Consider the following 16,534-nt stretch of genomic DNA (forward strand, 5'->3'; position numbering starts at 1 on the left):
GTGCGCGCGGAGTGCGCGCGGAACTCCAGGTGGCGGCCGTCGCGCCCGGGGCGGCCAGCCGGCCGAGGGTCTTCAGCAGGCGGCTGTCCCAGGCGTCGGGGTTGCGCGCGGGGGCGAAGCCGTCGAGGTAGAACGCATCGACCTCGGCCACCAGCTCGGGCAGCCAGTCGCGCGCGTCGCCGAGCGCGAGCAGCAGCTGCACGCGGCCGCCCTCGAACGAGAGGCGGTGCAGGTTGGGCGTCAACGGCGGCCAGGCGGCTTCGAGCTGCGGCGCGAGCGGCGCCCATTGCGGCTCGCGCGGGATGTGCTGCAGGTCCTCGCGCCGCAGCGGGTTCAGCTCGGTCGAGATGAAGACCAGCGTGTCGCAGCGCTGCGCATCGCGCCGCCACGCATCCCAGGTGGCGAGGAAGTTGTTGCCGAGGCCGAACCCGGTCTCCAGCACGACGAAGCGCGCACGGCCCTGCCAGCGCTGCGGCAGCTGGTTGCCGCCGAGGAAGACGTGCAGCGCCTGCTGCGCGGCGCCGGCGAGCGGGTGGTAGACATCGCCATGGCGCGGCGAGAACGGCAGCCCCTCGGGCGACCAGCCGAGCTCCGCCGGCACGATCGGGCGGGAGTTCATGCGGCGCGCCGCGCGAGCCAGTCCAGCAGGCGGTCGCGCGCGTCGGTCAGGCCGCGGTAGGCCAGCACGGCAGGGCTCATCGTCGACAGCGCATCGTGCACCTGGCGGGCCTGCGCCGGGTCGGCCAGCGCCTGCGTGAGCGGCGTGAGGCTGACGCGGATCGTGAACACCGCCTGGCGCACGCCCGGCACCGGGATGAAGGTCTGGTGCTCGGTGCGGAAGAAGGCGCACGCTGCGAGCTCGTCGGCCGAGGCGGTCGGCGACCACGGCGCCGGGTCGACGCGGTGCGGGTGGGCATGCAGCAGCGGGTGCCGCGTGATCGTCCAGACGAAGCGCTCCCAGCGATCGGGCTGCGTGACGAGCCGCGCGAGGTGCTCGCCGGCGTTGACGAGCAGCTGGTTGTCGGCGACCGGGGCGTGCACCTCGGCGAAGTGCCGGCCGACCTTCTCTTCGGGCGCCCAGTTCGACGGCAGGCACACCGCGAGCCACGGGATGCGGGCGCTGTCGCCATCGATGACCGCGAAGTCTTCGGCGAATGCGAGGCACAGCAGCGCCGGCAGCCGCCACGGGCCGGGCAGGGCGCTCACGCAGGAGCCGAGGCCGGGCATGGGGTCGGCTTCGAGCCGCAGTTCGTCACCGAGCACCGACCAGCCCAGCAGCGGGGCTCGCCACCGGCCATCGGCCCCGCGTTGCCAGGCTGCGGGATGCTCGGCCGCCGCGTGCTCGCACAAGGCCCGCAACGCGGGCGCGGCGTCGAAGCCCGGCGCGGCCAGCAAGGCCTGCTGGCTGAACTTGCGCAGCACCAGCAGCTTCTCGCCCAGCGCCGCATCGCCCCGGCGCAACGGCGTCAGCTGCGGCGCGCCCGGCGCGAGCCGGCGCAGCCCGGGCTGCATCCGGAACGGCGAGGTGACGGCGCTGAAGTCGAAGCCGGTGGCAGAACCCATGGTCAGGAACGGTAGCAGGTAGCAAAAAGGGCACCCGAGGGTGCCCTTTGCGAGAGACGTCGTGCGTGGATCAGACGCGCTTGCGGTACTCGTGCGTGCGGGTGTCGATTTCGATCTTGTCGCCGGTTTCGACGAACAGCGGGACCGAGACCTCGAAGCCGGTGGCCAGCTTGGCCGGCTTCAGCACCTTGCCCGAGGTGTCGCCCTTGACGGCCGGCTCGGTGTAGGTGATCTCGCGCACCAGGCTGGTCGGCAGTTCGACCGAGATCGCCTTGCCGTCGTAGAACACCACTTCGACGGGCATCGCGTCTTCGAGGTACTGCACCGCGTCGCCCATGTTCTCGGCCTCGACCTCGAACTGGTTGTATTCGGCGTCCATGAACGCGTACATCGGGTCGGCGAAGTAGGAGTAGGTGCACTCCTTCTTGTCGAGGATGATCTGGTCCATCTTGTCGTCGGCCTTGAACACGACTTCGGTGCCCGAGTTGTTCAAGAGGCTCTTGAGCTTCATGCGCACGGTGGCGGCATTGCGGCCACCGCGGCTGTATTCGGTCTTCAGCACGACCATCGGGTTCTTGTCGTGCATGATCACGTTGCCTGCGCGAATTTCCTGTGCGATTTTCATAACGATTTCCGTGGGAGCTGTTGCCGGAGCTGGATCAGCGCGCGCCGGAATATCCAATGGCCCAGAACGCGCAAAGCCGGCGATTTTATAGCGATTCGGCGACGAAAGACAGCAACTGGCCGGTGAGATCGGTCTGCGCGAGCAAGGCTTGGCGCCAATTCAGGCACTGCGCCTGCCAGGACGCCCGATCGGGCCCGGAGCCGGCAGGGTCTTGCAGGCCGTTCCAGGCCCGCCACGCGGCGCGGATGTCCGGCGTGGCGCCGAAGCGGTCGAGGAAGGCCTGCAGCTTGGCCTCGTGCACGCCGTCGTCCTGCGGATAGATCTGCCAGATGAACGGCCGGCCGGCCCACAGCGCGCGGACCAGCGAATCCTCGCCGCGCACGAAATTCAGGTCGCAGGCCCACAGCAGCCGGTCGAAATCGGCCTGYGCGAGGTAGGGCAGGGACTGCATCCGGATGGACGCCGGCAGCCCGGCCAGCGGCGGCGCGGTGCCGGGCACCAGCAGCAGCGTCGGCCGAGGGCCGAGGGCGTCGAGCAAGGCCTCGGCCGACGGCACGCGGTAGCAGAACAGGGCGGCCAGTTGCTCGCCGGGCCGCGGCGCGATCTGCTGCGCCGCCAGCCACGCCGCGCGGTCGAAGGCCTCGCGCTGCGCCATCAACCCCGGCTCGCGCAGCAGCCCGCCGGTGGCGGCCGTGAAGCCGGGGTAGAAGAACCACTTGCCCATGCCGCGTGCCGGCCCGTGCATCTGCGGCGAGCGCAGGCGGTGGCTGCGCTCCACGTAGGCCTCGGCGCTCAGGTACTCGAGATTGATCCACACCGGCGCTCTTTCGGCCGCTCTTTCGGCAATCCGCACCAGCACCGCCGGCGGCAGCTCGCACCCGAAGGCCTCGATCACCACGTCGCCGATCGGCCGGGCGTCGTCCTCGGCCTCGGGCCACGCATGCAGCTCGACCCCGGCCGCACCGCCCGGCGCCATCCACGCGAGCGCGCGCGCATCGTCGACCCACAGCCGCACCCGCTCGCCGCGCGCGGCCAGGTCGGCGGCGAGCCGCCAGCACACGCCGATGTCGCCGAAGTTGTCGACGACGCGGCAGAAGACATCCCATTGCAGGTGCGGCATGCGCGCCATTATCGGCAGCGGCACAATCGTGTCCGATGAACGAGACGACGTCGTTGYCCGAAGAACCCACCGACCCCGCGCCGCCTGCCGACCCCGGCCGCGAGCGCCTGCTCGCCGAGGTGCTGGCGCTGCCCGCGCTGCCGGGCGTGTACCGCTATTTCGACGCCAGCGACGCCGTGCTCTACGTCGGCAAGGCGCGCGACCTGAAGAAGCGCGTCTCGAGCTACTTCCAGAAGAACCACGGCGGCACGCGCATCGGCCACATGATCAGCAAGATCGTGCGGATGGAGACGACGGTGGTGCGCTCGGAAGCCGAGGCGCTGCTGCTCGAGAACAACCTGATCAAGACGCTCAACCCGCGCTACAACATCCTGTTCCGCGACGACAAGAGCTACCCCTACCTGAAGATCGTCTCGCACGCGTTCCCGCGCATGGCGTACTTCCGCGGCGCGGTCGATCGCAAGCACCGCTACTTCGGGCCGTACCCGAGCGCCTGGGCGGTGAAGGAATCGATCCAGCTGCTGCAGAAGGTATTCCACCTGCGCACCTGCGAGGACACCGTCTTCAACAACCGCACGCGGCCCTGCCTGCTGTACCAGATCAAGCGCTGTTCCGGGCCCTGCGTCGACTACATCGCCGCCGACGACTACGCGCGCGACGTGGCCAATGCCGAGCGCTTCCTGCTCGGCCAGCAGCAGGAGGTGATGGACGGCCTGCAGGCGCAGATGATGGCCCACGCCGAGGCGCTGCAGTTCGAGCAGGCGGCCGAGATCCGCAACCAGCTCGGGGCCTTGTCGAAGGTGCTGCACCAGCAGTCGGTCGAGGACAACACCGGCGTGTCGACCAAGGATGCCGACATCCTCGCGGTGAAGGTGCAGGGCGGGCGCGCCTGCGTCAACCTCGCGATGGTGCGCGGCGGGCGGCACCTGGGCGACCGGCCGTATTTCCCGGCGCATGTCGAGGACGCGACCGAGATCGGCGCCGCGGGCGGCGCCGACGCGGAGAGCGAGCGCGCATCGCCCGAGGTGCAGGTGCTGGAAGCCTTCATCGCGCAGCACTACCTCGACAGCGAGGTGCCGCCGCTGCTGGTGCTGAGCCATGCGGTCGACAAGGCGCTGATCGATGCGCTGACCGAGCACAGCGGCATCCGCGTGAGCGCGCAGCACCAGCCGCGCGACGCGCGCCGGGCCTGGCTGGACATGTGCATCCAGGGCGCGCAGCTGAAGCTCGCGCGGCTGCTGTCCGAAGAGGGCTCGCAGCAGGCGCGCACGCGCGCGCTGGTCGAGGCGCTGGACCTGTCGCCGGAAAACCCCGACACATTCCGCATCGAGTGTTTCGACATCAGCCACACCRCTGGCGAATCGACGCAKGCATCGTGCGTGGTGTTCGAGGCCCACAAGATGCAGAACGCGCAGTACCGCCGCTACAACATCGAGGGCGTGACGGGCGGCGACGACTATGCCGCGATGCGCCAGGTGCTGACGCGACGCTACAGCAAGATCGCTGCTGTGCTGGCCGACCGGGAATCGAGTGAACCGACGAGCACCGCGGCGGCGAACGTGCGCATGCCCGACCTGGTGCTGGTCGACGGCGGGCGCGGCCAGGTCAGCATGGCGCGCGAGGTGTTCGAGGAACTGGGCCTGGACCTGTCGCTGATCGTCGGCGTCGAGAAGGGCGAGGGCCGCAAGGTCGGCCTCGAGGAGCTGGTGTTCGCCGATGGCCGCGAGAAGGTGTACCTGGGCAAGGATTCGGCGGCGCTGATGCTGGTGGCGCAGATCCGCGACGAGGCGCACCGCTTCGCGATCACCGGCATGCGGGCGCGCCGCGCCAGCGTGCGCACCGGCGGCAGCCGGCTGGAAGACATACCCGGCGTGGGGCCGAAGAAACGTGCGAAACTTTTGCAGCGCTTCGGAGGCGTGCGTGGCGTGGGCCATGCAAGCGTGGAAGATCTCGTCACCGTCGACGGAATCTCCAAAGAACTGGCGGAGGAAATCTATCGTGCGCTTCATTGACCACCCCCGAGGCGCCGCAGGCGCCTCCCCCTCAAGGGGGCGCCGCCAGCGGCCCGGCAAAGCCGGTTCCGCGGCGTCCGCTTGGTTGTCGCTGGCCTGCGGCTTCGCTCTCTTGCTTGCGGGCTGTGGGTCTCCTCCGCCCGCGCCGGCTCCTGCGCCCGCGCCGGTTTCGCGACCTGCACCTGCACCTGCGCCGGCCCCTGCTGCTGCCGCGCCGGCACCGTCGGCTGGCGGCTTCGTCAAGCTGACCGCGCCGGGCCCGGTGCGCAACTGGAACGAAGTGCGGCTGCAGGCCGCGCGGCGCATGGTCGCGTCGAACCCGAACGGCACCTACATGAGCCGGCCGCCCGACATCCTGCTGGCGATCCCCGTGCTCGAGGTCGAGCTGAACTCCGACGGCAGCGTGCGCCGCGTCGACGTGCTGCGCTACCCGGGCCAGGCGCCCGAGACCACGCAGATCGCGATCGACGCGATCAAGCGCGCTGCGCCGTTCGGCGACGTGTCGAAGCTGCCCAAGCCGTGGAAGTTCGTCGAGACCTTCCTGTTCGACGACGACAAGCGCTTCAAGCCGCGCACGCTGGATCCCTGAAGAACTTGGGCACAATGCCGCCCATGTTCTTCAATCTGCCGACACTGCTGACCTGGGCGCGCATCGTCTCGATTCCGCTGGTCGTCGGGGTGTTCTACCTCGACGTCAAGGAGCCGCACCAGAACCTGATCGCGACGGTGCTGTTCATCGTCGTCGCGCTGACCGACTGGGCTGACGGCTACCTGGCCCGCCGGCTCAACATGACCTCGTCGTTCGGCGCCTTCCTCGATCCGGTCGCCGACAAGTTCCTCGTCTGCGCCGCGCTGCTGGTGCTGGTGCACCTGGGCCGGCTGCATGCGCTGGTGGCCCTCGTGATCATCGGCCGCGAGATCGCGATCTCGGCGCTGCGCGAGTGGATGGCGCAGATCGGCGCGTCGCGCAGCGTCGCGGTGCACATGCTCGGCAAGGTCAAGACCACGGTGCAGATGATCGCGATCCCGTTCCTGCTCTACCACGGCACACTGTTCGGCCTGATCGACACGCAGCTGTGGGGCACCTGGCTGATCTACGCATCGGCGGTGCTGACGATCTGGTCGATGGTGTACTACCTGCAGAAGGCGCTGCCGGAGATCCGAGCCAAGGTTCGATGAGCAGCGCCAGCGGCACCGCCAGCGCGCGTGACCGCCTGGTGCAGGCGATGCCGCCGGTGTTCGTGCTGATCTGGAGCACCGGTTTCATCGTCGCGCGCTATGGCATGCCCTACGCGCCGCCGATCTCGTTCCTGTCGCTGCGCTATGCGCTGTCGGTGCTGAGTTTCGGTCTCTGGATCGCGCTGTCGCGCGCCGCCTGGCCGCGCGGCCGCGCGCAATGGCTGCACCTCGCGGCCTCGGGCGTGCTGATGCATGCCGGCTACCTGGGCGGCGTCTGGGCCGCGGTGAAATCCGGCATGGGGGCCGGCACGATCGCGCTGCTGGTCGGCCTGCAGCCGGTGCTGACGGCGGTGTGGATCAGCAGCACGTCGGCGTCGAGCGATGGCGAAGCCCGTGTCTCGTCGCGCCAGTGGCTCGGGTTGGCGCTGGGCCTGTCGGGCCTGCTGCTCGTCGTCTGGCGCAAGCTGGGGGCCGGCGAGCTGACCGCCTGGAACCTGTCGCTCGCCGCGTTCTCGCTGCTGTGCATCACGTCCGGAACCCTCTACCAGAAGCGCTTCGTCGCGCCCTGTGATGTGCGCACCGCCAACACCGTTCAGCTGCTGGCCGCGCTGGCGGTCAGCCTGCCGATCGCGCTGCTCGAGCGCGAACCGATCGTCTTCCATCCGCACCTGATCGGTGCAATGGCCTGGTCGGTGGTCGGCCTGACGCTGGGCGGCAGTTCGCTGCTGTACCTGCTGATCCAGCGCGGCGCGGCCACGCGCGTGACGAGCCTGCTGTACCTCGTGCCCCCGACCACCGCGCTGATGGCCTGGGCGCTGTTCGGCGAGTCGATCACGCCGGCGATGGTGCTCGGCATGGCGCTCACCGCCGTCGGCGTGGCGCTGGTGGTGCGCTCGCCGGCACCGCCGGCGGCGCCAGCCACGGCGGCGTCGCCAAGGCCTGAATGAGCTGCTGCTGAAGCAGCCGCACGCGGCGCGGCACGCTGCTGTTCGGCGCGCGCGGCGGCAGCACCCAGTGCACATCGGCATCGAGCATCGCCCAGCGCGGCAGCACCTGCTGCAGCCGGCCGCTGCGCAGGTGCTCGTGCACGTCCCACAGCGAGCGCAGCATCAGCCCGTGGCCGGCCAGCGCCCAGTCGCGCACCACCTCGCCGCTGTTGCTCGCGAGCGGGCCGTGCACCCGCACCGTCACGGCAGCACCGCGCGGGGCCAGATCCTGCAGGCGCCAGGCGGCGGGCTGGTCGTCGTTCTCGCTGACGACCAGGCAGGCGTGCTGCGCCAGCTCGTCGAGCGTCTGCGGCACACCCGCACGCTCGAGATAGGCCGGCGCGCCGACGATGATGCGCCGGTTCGACGCGAGCCGGCGCGTGACGACGTTCGGATCGCGCGGCGCCCACAGCCACACCGCGGCATCGAAGCCGGCGGCGCGCAGGTCGGGCAGCTGCTCGCGCAGGTGGAGCTGCACCTGCACCTGCGGGTACGCGGCATGGAACTGCGCCAGCAGCGGCCCGAGCCACGCATGGCCGAAGCCGAACGAGCTGCACAGGCGGATCAGGCCGCGCGGCTCGTCGTGGCGCTCGGTCAGTTGCGCCTGCAGCTGCTCGAAGCCCTGCAGCAGCGGCCGCGCCTGCGCGAGGAAGGCCTCGCCGTGCGGCGTGAGCTGCAGCCGCCGCGTGCTGCGGTGGAACAACCGCAGCCCGAGCCGCGACTCCAGCGCCGCCAGCCGCTTCGACACCGCCGGCGGCGCCAGGTCGAGCTGGCGCGCCGCGGCGGCCAGGCTGCCCAGCTCGGCCGCGCAGCTCACCAGCGCGAGGTCGGAGCGCTCGATCATTGATGCCTCCAGGGAACGAATGGGTTTCCGGATTATTGCTTGCCGACCGTGTGCGAGCGCACCAGAATGCGCCGCATGTTCGAAGGATTCGAGAGCCGGCGTTTCGCCGTCGAAGGGGCCGAGATCCATGCGCGGGTGGGCGGGCAGGGTGCGCCGCTGCTGCTGCTGCACGGCCATCCGCAGACGCATGCGATGTGGCAACGCGTGGTGCCGCAGCTCGCGCAGCGCTTCCGCGTGGTGGCGATGGACCTGCGCGGCTATGGCGACTCGTCGCGGCCCGCACCCGATGACGCCCATGCGATGCACGCCAAGCGGGCGATGGCACGCGATGCGGTCGGCGTGATGGCGCAACTCGGCCACGCGCGCTTCGCGGTGTGCGCGCACGACCGCGGCGCGCGGGTGGCGCACCGCCTGGCGCTGGATCACCCCGGCGCGGTGTCGCGGCTGCTGCTGCTCGACATCGCACCGACGCTTGCGATGTACGAAGGCACGACCGACGCGTTCGCGCGCGCCTACTGGCACTGGTTCACGCTGATCCAGCCGGCGCCGTTGCCGGAGCGCATGATCGGCCACGACCCGGTGTACTACCTGCGCAGCGTGATGGGACGGCGCCATGCGGGACTCGCGGCCTTCGATCCGGCCGCGCTCGCGGAATACGAGCGCTGCATCGCGCTGCCGGGCAGCGTGGCGTCGATCTGCGAGGACTACCGCGCCTCGGCCACCATCGACCTCGACCATGACCGCGCCGATCGCGCGGCCGGGCGGCGCGTCGAGGTGCCACTGCGCGTGCTGTGGGCCGAGCACGGCGCCGTCGGGCGCTGCTTCGACGTGCTCGCGCTGTGGCGCGATGCGGCACGTGAGGTCAGCGGCCGGGCGGTGCCCTGCGGCCACTACATCGCCGAGGAACTGCCCGAGCTGCTGCTCGCCGAGATCAACGATTTCCTGGAGGACTGACCCATGAACGCACCCCACGCGACGCACGAGAAGACCCACCGCATCGCCGTCATTGCCGGCGACGGCATCGGCAAGGAAACCGTGCCCGAGGGCCTGCGCGTGCTCGAGGCGGTGGCCGGCCGCTTCGGCATCGGGCTGCAGTTCGACCACTTCGACTTCGCGAGCTGGGACTGGTACGAGCGCCACGGCCAGATGCTGCCGGACGACTGGAAGCAGCAGATCGGCGGGCATGACGCGATCTTCTTCGGCGCGGTCGGCTGGCCCGAGAAGATCCCCGACCACGTGTCGCTGTGGGGTTCGCTGCTGAAGTTCCGCCGCGAGTTCGACCAGTTCGTGAACCTGCGCCCGGCGCGCCTGATGCCCGGCATCCGCTCGCCGCTGGTGGGCCGCGACGGCAAGCCGCGTGCGCCCGGCGAGATCGACATGATGATCGTGCGCGAGAACACCGAGGGCGAGTACTCCAGCATCGGCGGGCGCATGTACGAGGGCAGCGAGCGCGAGATCGTGATCCAGGAGACGGTGATGTCGCGTGTCGGCGTCGACCGGGTGCTGAAGTTCGCGTTCGAGCTGGCGCAATCGCGCCCGCGCCGCAAGCTGACCTCGGCCACCAAGTCGAACGGCATCTCGATCACGATGCCCTACTGGGACGAGCGCGTCGAGGCGATGGCCCGCGGCTATCCGGAGGTCAGCGTCGATCGCTTCCACATCGACATCCTGACCGCGCACTTCGTGCAGCGCCCCGAGGTGTTCGACGTGGTGGTCGCGAGCAACCTGTTCGGCGACATCCTGTCGGACCTCGGGCCGGCCTGCACCGGCACGATCGGCATCGCGCCGTCGGCCAACCTGAACCCTGCCGGCACCCATCCGTCGCTGTTCGAGCCGGTGCACGGCTCGGCGCCCGACATCGCCGGGCGCGGCATCGCGAACCCGATCGGGCAGATCTGGTCGGGCGCGATGATGCTCGACCACCTGGGCCACCGCGATGCCCACGATGCGGTGCTGCGCGCGGTCGAGGCGGTGCTCGATCCCTCGTCCGGTGCACCGCGCACCCCCGACCTGGGTGGTGCGGCGCGCACCGCCGACCTCGGGCGTGCGATCSCCGCATGCATGTGACGCCACATGACACGCGGGGTGCCTGACCCCGCTGCAACCCGCGCCGAATATGACGCGGGCAGCCTATTGTCAAGCGAGGAAGCACGCGCGCGGATGCCGCATTCGGATGCAGCTGATTACGCATAGAATCCGCTTCCGCGCTTGACAGTGGGGGTGCCTGCGGCTGTAATCGTTCGAGCCGTTACGTCCCGTCCCGCGCGGCCCGGATCCAGGCTCCACACCCATCCAGATTCTTTTCGAGACACCTTTTTTGAGGGGGTACCTTCGTGAACAAATCCGAACTGATTGAGCACATCGCCAAGCAGGCCGACATTTCCAAAGCAGCTGCGACGCGCGCGCTCGAAGCTCTGATCGGCGGCGTGAAATCCACGCTGAAGAAAAACAACAGCGTGTCGCTCGTTGGCTTCGGCACCTTCAGCGTCAGCAAGCGCGCCGCCCGTGCCGGCCGCAACCCGCGCACCGGCGCCACCATCAAGATCAAGGCCGCCAAGGTGCCGAAGTTCCGCCCGGGCAAGGCCCTGAAGGACGCGGTCAACTGAAAATGGCATCCGGGTGCTTAGCTCAGTTGGTAGAGCGGCGCCCTTACAAGGCGTAGGTCGGGGGTTCGAGCCCCTCAGCACCCACCACCCGATGGCACCGCGGACGAGCTGGCAGAGCTAGTAGAATCCGCGCCGTCCACCCCCAACAAAGGCGAACCCAGGTTCGCCTTTGTTGCATTTGAAGCAGCGCCGTCCGGCTGCACAGCGATCACCCTTCGAGGCCATCGATGTTTGAATTTGTTCGCACGCACAACCGCCTGTTCCAGTTCCTGTTGCTGGTGCTGATCGTTCCCGCCTTCGTGCTGACGGGTGCTTACCAAGGTTACCGCTCGATGGCGGGCAGCGGGGGTGTCGCCGTCGTCGACGGCCACAAGATCACGCAGGCCGAGTGGGACGCAGCGCAGCGCGACCAGATCGACCGCTACCGGCGCCAGGCGCCGAACGTCGACGTCCGCATGTTCGACACGCCGGCGGTGCGCCTGCAGACGCTGGACAACCTGGTGCGCGAGCGCGTGCTGCAGACCGCGGCACTGAAGTCGAACTTCACCGCGACGCCCGACCGCGTGCTCAACGTCTACATGAACGACCCGCAGTTCGCGCAGTTCCGTGGCGCGGGCGGCGGCTTCGACAAGGAAGCGCTGACGATCGCGTTGTCGGCCCAGGGCATGACGGTGGCGGGCTTCGAGCAGACGATGCGCCAGCAGCTCGAGATGCGCCAGGTGATGTTCGGCATCGGCGGCACGGTGTTCGCGCCGGCGGCGGCGGCCTCGGGCGCGATCGATGCGATGTTCCAGCAGCGCGAGTTCCAGCAGCAGCGCTTCGACCCGAAGGACTACCTCGCGAAGGTGTCGCCGAGCGATGCCGACATCCAGGCGTACTACAAGGATCCGGCGCACGCGGCGCAGTTCATGTCGCCGGAGCAGGCGAGCATCGAGTACGTGGTGCTCGACGTCGAGGCGATCAAGAAGACGCTGACGGTGCCTGAAGACAAGCTGCGCGAGTACTACACGCAGAACGAAAAGCGCTATGCGGTGGCCGAAGAGCGCCGCGCGAGCCACATCCTGATCAAGGCCGACAAGTCGGCGCCGGCGGCGGAGCGTGCGCAGGCGAAGGCGAAGGCCGAAGCGCTGCTGGCCGAGGTGAAGAAGAACCCGGCGAGCTTCGCCGACGTCGCCCGCAAGAACTCGCAGGACACCGGCTCGGCGCTGAACGGTGGCGACCTCGACTTCTTCGGTCGCGGCGCGATGGTGAAGCCGTTCGAAGATGCGGCGTTCGCGCTGAAGCCGGGTGGCATCAGCGATGTGGTCGAGAGCGATTTCGGCTACCACATCATCCAGGTGACGCAGGCCCGCGGCGGCGAGACGAAGAGCTTCGACCAGGTGCGTCCCGAGATCGAGGACGAGGTCAAGAAGCAGCTCGCGCAGGCGAAGTATTCCGAGGCGGCGGTCGAGTTCACGAACATGGTCTACGAGCAGCCGGACAGCCTGAAGCCGGTGGCCGACAAGCTGAAGCTGCCGATCCAGACCGCGCAGGGCGTGGCGCGCACGGCGGGCCCGGCGGCCAAGGGCCCGCTCGCGTCGCCGAAGTTCCTGGAGGCGCTGTTCAGCAACGATGCGCTGCGCAACAAGAAGAACACCGAGGCGGTGGATGCCGGTTCGAGCCAGCTGATCTCGGCGCGAGTCGTCACCTACAACCCGGCTGCGATGAAGCCGCTGGCCGAGGTCACCGCGAGCGTGAAGGAGAAGCTGGTCGCGAAGCAGGCGGCAGCGCTTGCGCGCAAGGAAGGCGAGGCCCGCCTGGCCGAGCTTCGCAAGGCGCCCGAGACGGCGTTGACCGGTGCGGCGCAGGTGGTGTCGCGCGCGCAGGCGCGCGAGCTGCCGAAGCCGTTGATCGATGCGGTGCTGAAGGCGCCGGCCGCGAAGCTGCCGGCCGTCGACGGCGTCGACCTGGGCGACCAGGGCTACGTGATCGTGAAGGTCACGAAGGTGCTGGGCCGCGATCCGATGGCCGCCGACACGGTGCGCTCGCAAGGGCAGTACGCGCAAGCCTGGGCGGCCGCCGAAGCGCAGGCCTACTACGCCGCGCTGAAGAGCCGCTACAAGGTGGACGTGCACCCGGGCACGGCGGCGGCTGAAGCGGCTGCAGCGAGTGGCTCGGGCAACTGAGCGGCCCACTGATCAAAAGGCCTCCAGGTGAGGCTATAATCCGCGGTTCCGGTGGTGGCTGTAGCTCAGTTGGTAGAGTCCAGGATTGTGATTCCTGTTGTCGTGGGTTCGAGTCCCATCAGCCACCCCACACGAAGCCCGCTTGCAGCGGGCTTTTTCTTTGTAGCGCCCGCTAACGAGCACGCGCTGCTGAGGCTCGTTATTTCCCACGGTGGGAAATGGGGGCTGACTCGCGGCCCGGCGCGACAGCGCTTCAGCACTCCCTGCCGGCGCATACTTGCGAAGATGAACCCCCGCCGAGATCGCGTTTCCGCGCGGCGCCGGATTTGATGTCTAGCCGTCGCCTGTTCGTGGGCCTCATGGCTGACGACCGCATGCGCGATGCGGTGGACGTGCTGCGGTCGACGTGGGTCTGGCCGCCTGGCGCGCGCATGGTGCCGCGGCACAACCTTCACCTGACGCTGCACTTCCTCGGCGACGTCGACCTGGTCGACGAGGTGAGTCTGGTCGAGGCGCTGGCCGCCGTGCCGGTGCCCGAGCTGCAACTCTCGATCCAGTCGAGCGCGATTTGGCACGACGGCGTCGTGGTGCTGCTGGCAGAAGGCTCGCCGGTGTTAGACGACCTGCGGCGCGACACCGGCGCTGCGGTGGCCGCCGCCGGCCTGGAGATCGACCCGCGATGGACGCCGCACATGACGCTGGCCAGGCACGCAGGCGCGGCTCAGGCGCCTGTACCGATCGATCCGATGGTCTGGGCGCCGCGCGCGGTGTCTCTGGTCTGGTCGCGGCGCGAGGCCGCGGGCTACGAGGTGGTGCGAGCGTGGCCGACGTTCGCGGGCTGAGGGGACGAATGGCGGCAGTGGTGCCGCCCAGGTCGCGATTTTCGCGCTGCTCGCCCAGGTCTTCCGCGATCACGTCACCGCTTGTCCCCTCGCGAGCCCGAGCGCTAGAGCGCGCCGCGCTTCACTTCCTTCGACCGGTCGTACACGCGCGCCGTGGTTGCCGGGTTCGCATGCAGATCCGGCAACACCCCGTGCTCCAGCTTGTAGTGCGTCGTGTAGTAGGCGCGCAGGTCGTGAAAGGTGATGCGCGTGTGCAACACGCCGGCCTTCAGCGCCGCAGACATCAATCGCGACCAGGCCGACTTGAATCCTCGCTCGGTATGGGGGTTACCGTCACGATTGGGAAAGACGGCACCGACATCGGCGTCGAGGGCCAAGCCTCGCAGCCTCTTGAAAAGTTCGGCGAGGCGTTCGCTTATACCGACGGCCTCGATGGTCACCCGTCCTCGTTGCTTCGCGCGTTTCAGGCGCACCACTTCAGGCTCGACATCAGTCCAATGCAGCTGCCTGAACTCGATGCGTCGATTGCCGGCCAGTGCGGCGTACTCTGCCATCGCCGCCAATACCGCTGACTGGCCGCCTCGCGCCCGCGCCCACTCCAGGAAGCGCGTCAGGTCCGYGGACTCCGGCACTACGTCYCGAGGTCGCTCCTTGTTCCGGCGTACCTGCTTGCAGGGGTTCACATCGATGTCACCGCGGTTGATCGCAAGGTTCATCAGGTTCGAGAGCAGCGCCATCTCACGATTGGCTCGGACGGGTGCCTGGACCCGCTCCACCCGCAGATACCGGTTGCAGTGGACCGGCTTGATGGTCGCGGGGCTGATCCGACCAAAGACCTTGAGCAGGGGGGCACTGCTCTGTCGATAGTCAGTTCGAGTCGCATCCGATAGCTGGTGCCAGTCGGGGGACTCCTGATACAGGCGCCACAGCTCGTCGACGGAACCTCGATCGGTGTTCGCGCCGTTCATGTCGAGGACCTTCTGCAGAGCCTCCGCCCGGTTCGTGCCCAGGCGCTCCCAGGTTCCATCGATCTTCAGCACTCGGTACGTGAAGGTTTTGCCGTCTGCCCACGGGCGGGCCTCCATCCGCGGAAGCAGGCCTTTGGCGCTGACCCTATCGCGCTTCCTGCTCATGCTCGCACCGTCCAGGCCGGCTCGGTGTGGCGCCCGAGGCTTTGAATCACTGAGGCCGAGCCTCCTCGAACGAGGTTGTAGTGCGAGCGATTGACGAGCGGGCGCCCATTCGGGCGCTGTGCCACCTGCAGGCCGAGGCTGCGCAAGTATCGAACCTTCGCCGCGTTCTGGCGAAGCCCGGCACAGATCTCGTCAATCTCCAGGTCGGTGAGATCCGCAAGGTGCATCGCTGCGCCACCCTTCACGAGGTTCCAACCATCTGCGTGAGGCGCTGTCATGCCGGAGCCACCACCGGCGTCTCGCCGTGTTTGGATTGCTGTTCCTCGTTCCGCGGATGTTGTTCGCTGTCGGATTCGTCGGATGAAGGCGATGCGGGTGTCTCAGGCTCGGCCGCGAGTGCCTGCTCGATGTCGGCTGGGATGGCGGTCCCCGTCGCGGAGTCCTTGCGGGAGGGGCGTGGGCGGCGCTTTGGCTGCGCGGTATCGGCGGCCGAGACGCCATAGTGCGCCGCAGCGGCAAGCAACTGCTCCGGTTTGCGATCGAGCGCATAGGGGGGGACGCGGACGTTCTGGATCAGAGCGCAATCGAGGATGAACAGCGTCAGTTCGTCGAGCGGCAGTGTCGCAATGTGCGCCTGCAGGGCGGTCGCTTCGACGCCATGCAGTTCTGCCAGCAGGGCCTTGTTTTCCCATGCCACGCCCGAGTACGCCACCTGAGCAACCATCTGCAGGTCGAACGCGCTTCGCGACGCGACGGCCGCAGCGGTGCGCACGCGCGTGAGCAATGACATGCGGCCGTCGAGTTCGGCCTGCACCTCGGCCATCCGTTTGGCGTGCGCCTCTTCGCGCTTCTTGCGATCCGCTTCGCTCTCGACATGCGAGCGCGATGACGAAGGCTCTTTGACCTTCACGCCGGCGGCCTTTACCTCATCGATCTTCACGACCTGGTGCGTCTTGCCGTTGCGCGGATCTTGGATGGTGACGACGGTCGGCTTCGCGTCCTTCGCCACCTTCTTCAGAGCGTCGCGCACGTCGGCGAGCTTGATGAAGCCGCCCTTAATGTTGCCGCACGCGTCGATCGCCTGGCGAGCCTTGGATCCCTGCACGACGACCTTGCCGGCTTCCTGCAGCTTCGCGGCCTCGCGCTTCAGGTGCGCCTTCTTCTTCTCGGCGAAGCAATCGGGATCCGTACAGACGTCTGTACCGTGCACCGGCGCGCGATCGAGGAAGCGGCCGTACTTGTCCTTCCGGTCGGCCGGCGCATTGATGTCGTCGAACTCCGGTGCATTGCCAGTGCGCTTCGGGCAGCGCACGCAGTGCCCGGCGGCGGGCACCAGCATTTCGTCCTCGAGGTCGAAGATCGCGTCCTTCAGGTCGAGCGAGAACTTCTCGCTGAGCAGGTCACGGATGATGCGGTAGCTGCGCTTGCCGCCATCGTCCAGCTTCGCGTGATATTCCTT

At 68.7% G+C, this 16,534-nt stretch carries 15 protein-coding genes, 2 tRNA genes and 1 pseudogene; 11 read left to right on the forward strand and 7 right to left on the reverse strand.

Translation table 11 applies throughout. The features are described from left to right. The 4 genes from mnmC2 to earP form a co-directional block, all read right to left on the reverse strand. A partial coding sequence (mnmC2, locus tag AC1DXV_RS20285) for a tRNA (5-methylaminomethyl-2-thiouridine)(34)-methyltransferase MnmC2 (RefSeq protein WP_477935219.1) occupies positions 1-619 on the reverse strand: 619 nt, incomplete at its 3' end. Further along, a complete protein-coding gene (locus tag AC1DXV_RS20290; RefSeq protein ID WP_477870202.1) occupies positions 616-1,563 on the reverse strand; it encodes a heme-dependent oxidative N-demethylase subunit alpha family protein in 948 nt (315 codons plus the stop codon). The genes AC1DXV_RS20290 and mnmC2, both read right to left, overlap by 4 nt. Positions 1,564-1,633: 70 nt before the next feature. After that, on the reverse strand, positions 1,634-2,188 hold the full coding sequence (efp, locus tag AC1DXV_RS20295; RefSeq protein ID WP_047510896.1) for an elongation factor P: 555 nt from the start codon (positions 2,186-2,188) through the stop codon (positions 1,634-1,636). Positions 2,189-2,273: 85 nt separating this feature from the next. Then, positions 2,274-3,317, reverse strand: coding sequence for an elongation factor P maturation arginine rhamnosyltransferase EarP (earP, locus tag AC1DXV_RS20300; RefSeq protein ID WP_477870206.1), 1,044 nt, complete (start codon positions 3,315-3,317; stop codon positions 2,274-2,276). A gap of 26 nt (positions 3,318-3,343) precedes the next feature. Here earP and uvrC point away from each other — a divergent pair, with 26 nt between their 5' ends. The 4 genes from uvrC (at position 3,344) to AC1DXV_RS20320 (ending at position 7,446) form a co-directional block, all read left to right on the forward strand. Further along, the gene (uvrC, locus tag AC1DXV_RS20305) at positions 3,344-5,320 is read left to right on the forward strand and encodes an excinuclease ABC subunit UvrC (protein WP_477935221.1); all 1,977 of its coding nucleotides are present in this window, start codon (positions 3,344-3,346) and stop codon (positions 5,318-5,320) included. Positions 5,321-5,582: 262 nt separating this feature from the next. Further along, the gene (locus AC1DXV_RS20310) at positions 5,583-5,909 is read left to right on the forward strand and encodes a hypothetical protein (RefSeq protein WP_477873541.1); all 327 of its coding nucleotides are present in this window, start codon (positions 5,583-5,585) and stop codon (positions 5,907-5,909) included. A gap of 23 nt (positions 5,910-5,932) precedes the next feature. Next, a complete protein-coding gene (gene pgsA, locus AC1DXV_RS20315; RefSeq protein ID WP_169676698.1) occupies positions 5,933-6,499 on the forward strand; it encodes a CDP-diacylglycerol--glycerol-3-phosphate 3-phosphatidyltransferase in 567 nt (188 codons plus the stop codon). Continuing rightward, positions 6,496-7,446 carry a DMT family transporter gene (locus AC1DXV_RS20320; RefSeq protein ID WP_477871779.1) on the forward strand — a complete coding sequence of 317 codons (951 nt, stop codon included), beginning with the start codon at positions 6,496-6,498 and terminating at the stop codon, positions 7,444-7,446. The genes pgsA and AC1DXV_RS20320 overlap by 4 nt, the downstream gene beginning before the upstream one ends. Here the strand turns inward: AC1DXV_RS20320 and AC1DXV_RS20325 are convergent. Further along, a complete protein-coding gene (locus AC1DXV_RS20325; RefSeq protein WP_477871781.1) occupies positions 7,361-8,329 on the reverse strand; it encodes a LysR family transcriptional regulator in 969 nt (322 codons plus the stop codon). The genes AC1DXV_RS20320 and AC1DXV_RS20325 overlap by 86 nt on opposite strands. Positions 8,330-8,404: 75 nt before the next feature. Here AC1DXV_RS20325 and AC1DXV_RS20330 point away from each other — a divergent pair, with 75 nt between their 5' ends. The 7 genes from AC1DXV_RS20330 (at position 8,405) to AC1DXV_RS20360 (ending at position 13,942) form a co-directional block, all read left to right on the forward strand. Continuing rightward, on the forward strand, positions 8,405-9,283 hold the full coding sequence (locus AC1DXV_RS20330) for an alpha/beta fold hydrolase (RefSeq protein ID WP_477871783.1): 879 nt from the start codon (positions 8,405-8,407) through the stop codon (positions 9,281-9,283). A gap of 3 nt (positions 9,284-9,286) precedes the next feature. Further along, entirely contained in the window at positions 9,287-10,396 is a 1,110-nt protein-coding gene (locus tag AC1DXV_RS20335; RefSeq protein ID WP_477935224.1) for a tartrate dehydrogenase, read from the forward strand. A gap of 266 nt (positions 10,397-10,662) precedes the next feature. Beyond that, entirely contained in the window at positions 10,663-10,935 is a 273-nt protein-coding gene (locus AC1DXV_RS20340; RefSeq protein ID WP_047485758.1) for an HU family DNA-binding protein, read from the forward strand. Positions 10,936-10,946: 11 nt separating this feature from the next. Then, a tRNA-Val gene (locus AC1DXV_RS20345) sits at positions 10,947-11,022 on the forward strand. Between the two features lie 140 nt (positions 11,023-11,162). Further along, positions 11,163-13,100: a peptidylprolyl isomerase gene (locus tag AC1DXV_RS20350; protein ID WP_477935226.1), complete on the forward strand. Its 1,938-nt coding sequence runs from the start codon at positions 11,163-11,165 to the stop codon at positions 13,098-13,100. Positions 13,101-13,154: 54 nt separating this feature from the next. Next, a tRNA-His gene (locus AC1DXV_RS20355) sits at positions 13,155-13,230 on the forward strand. Positions 13,231-13,459: 229 nt separating this feature from the next. Beyond that, positions 13,460-13,942 carry a 2'-5' RNA ligase family protein gene (locus AC1DXV_RS20360; protein ID WP_477870032.1) on the forward strand — a complete coding sequence of 161 codons (483 nt, stop codon included), beginning with the start codon at positions 13,460-13,462 and terminating at the stop codon, positions 13,940-13,942. A 104-nt stretch (positions 13,943-14,046) separates the two neighbouring features. Here AC1DXV_RS20360 and AC1DXV_RS20365 read toward each other — a convergent pair whose 3' ends face one another. Beyond that, positions 14,047-15,075 carry a tyrosine-type recombinase/integrase gene (locus AC1DXV_RS20365; RefSeq protein WP_477935228.1) on the reverse strand — a complete coding sequence of 343 codons (1,029 nt, stop codon included), beginning with the start codon at positions 15,073-15,075 and terminating at the stop codon, positions 14,047-14,049. A 274-nt stretch (positions 15,076-15,349) separates the two neighbouring features. Beyond that, positions 15,350-16,534 (reverse strand): annotated as a pseudogene (locus AC1DXV_RS20370) (hypothetical protein); the annotation flags it as partial.

This window comes from Rhizobacter sp. P3_C12 (assembly GCF_056402735.1).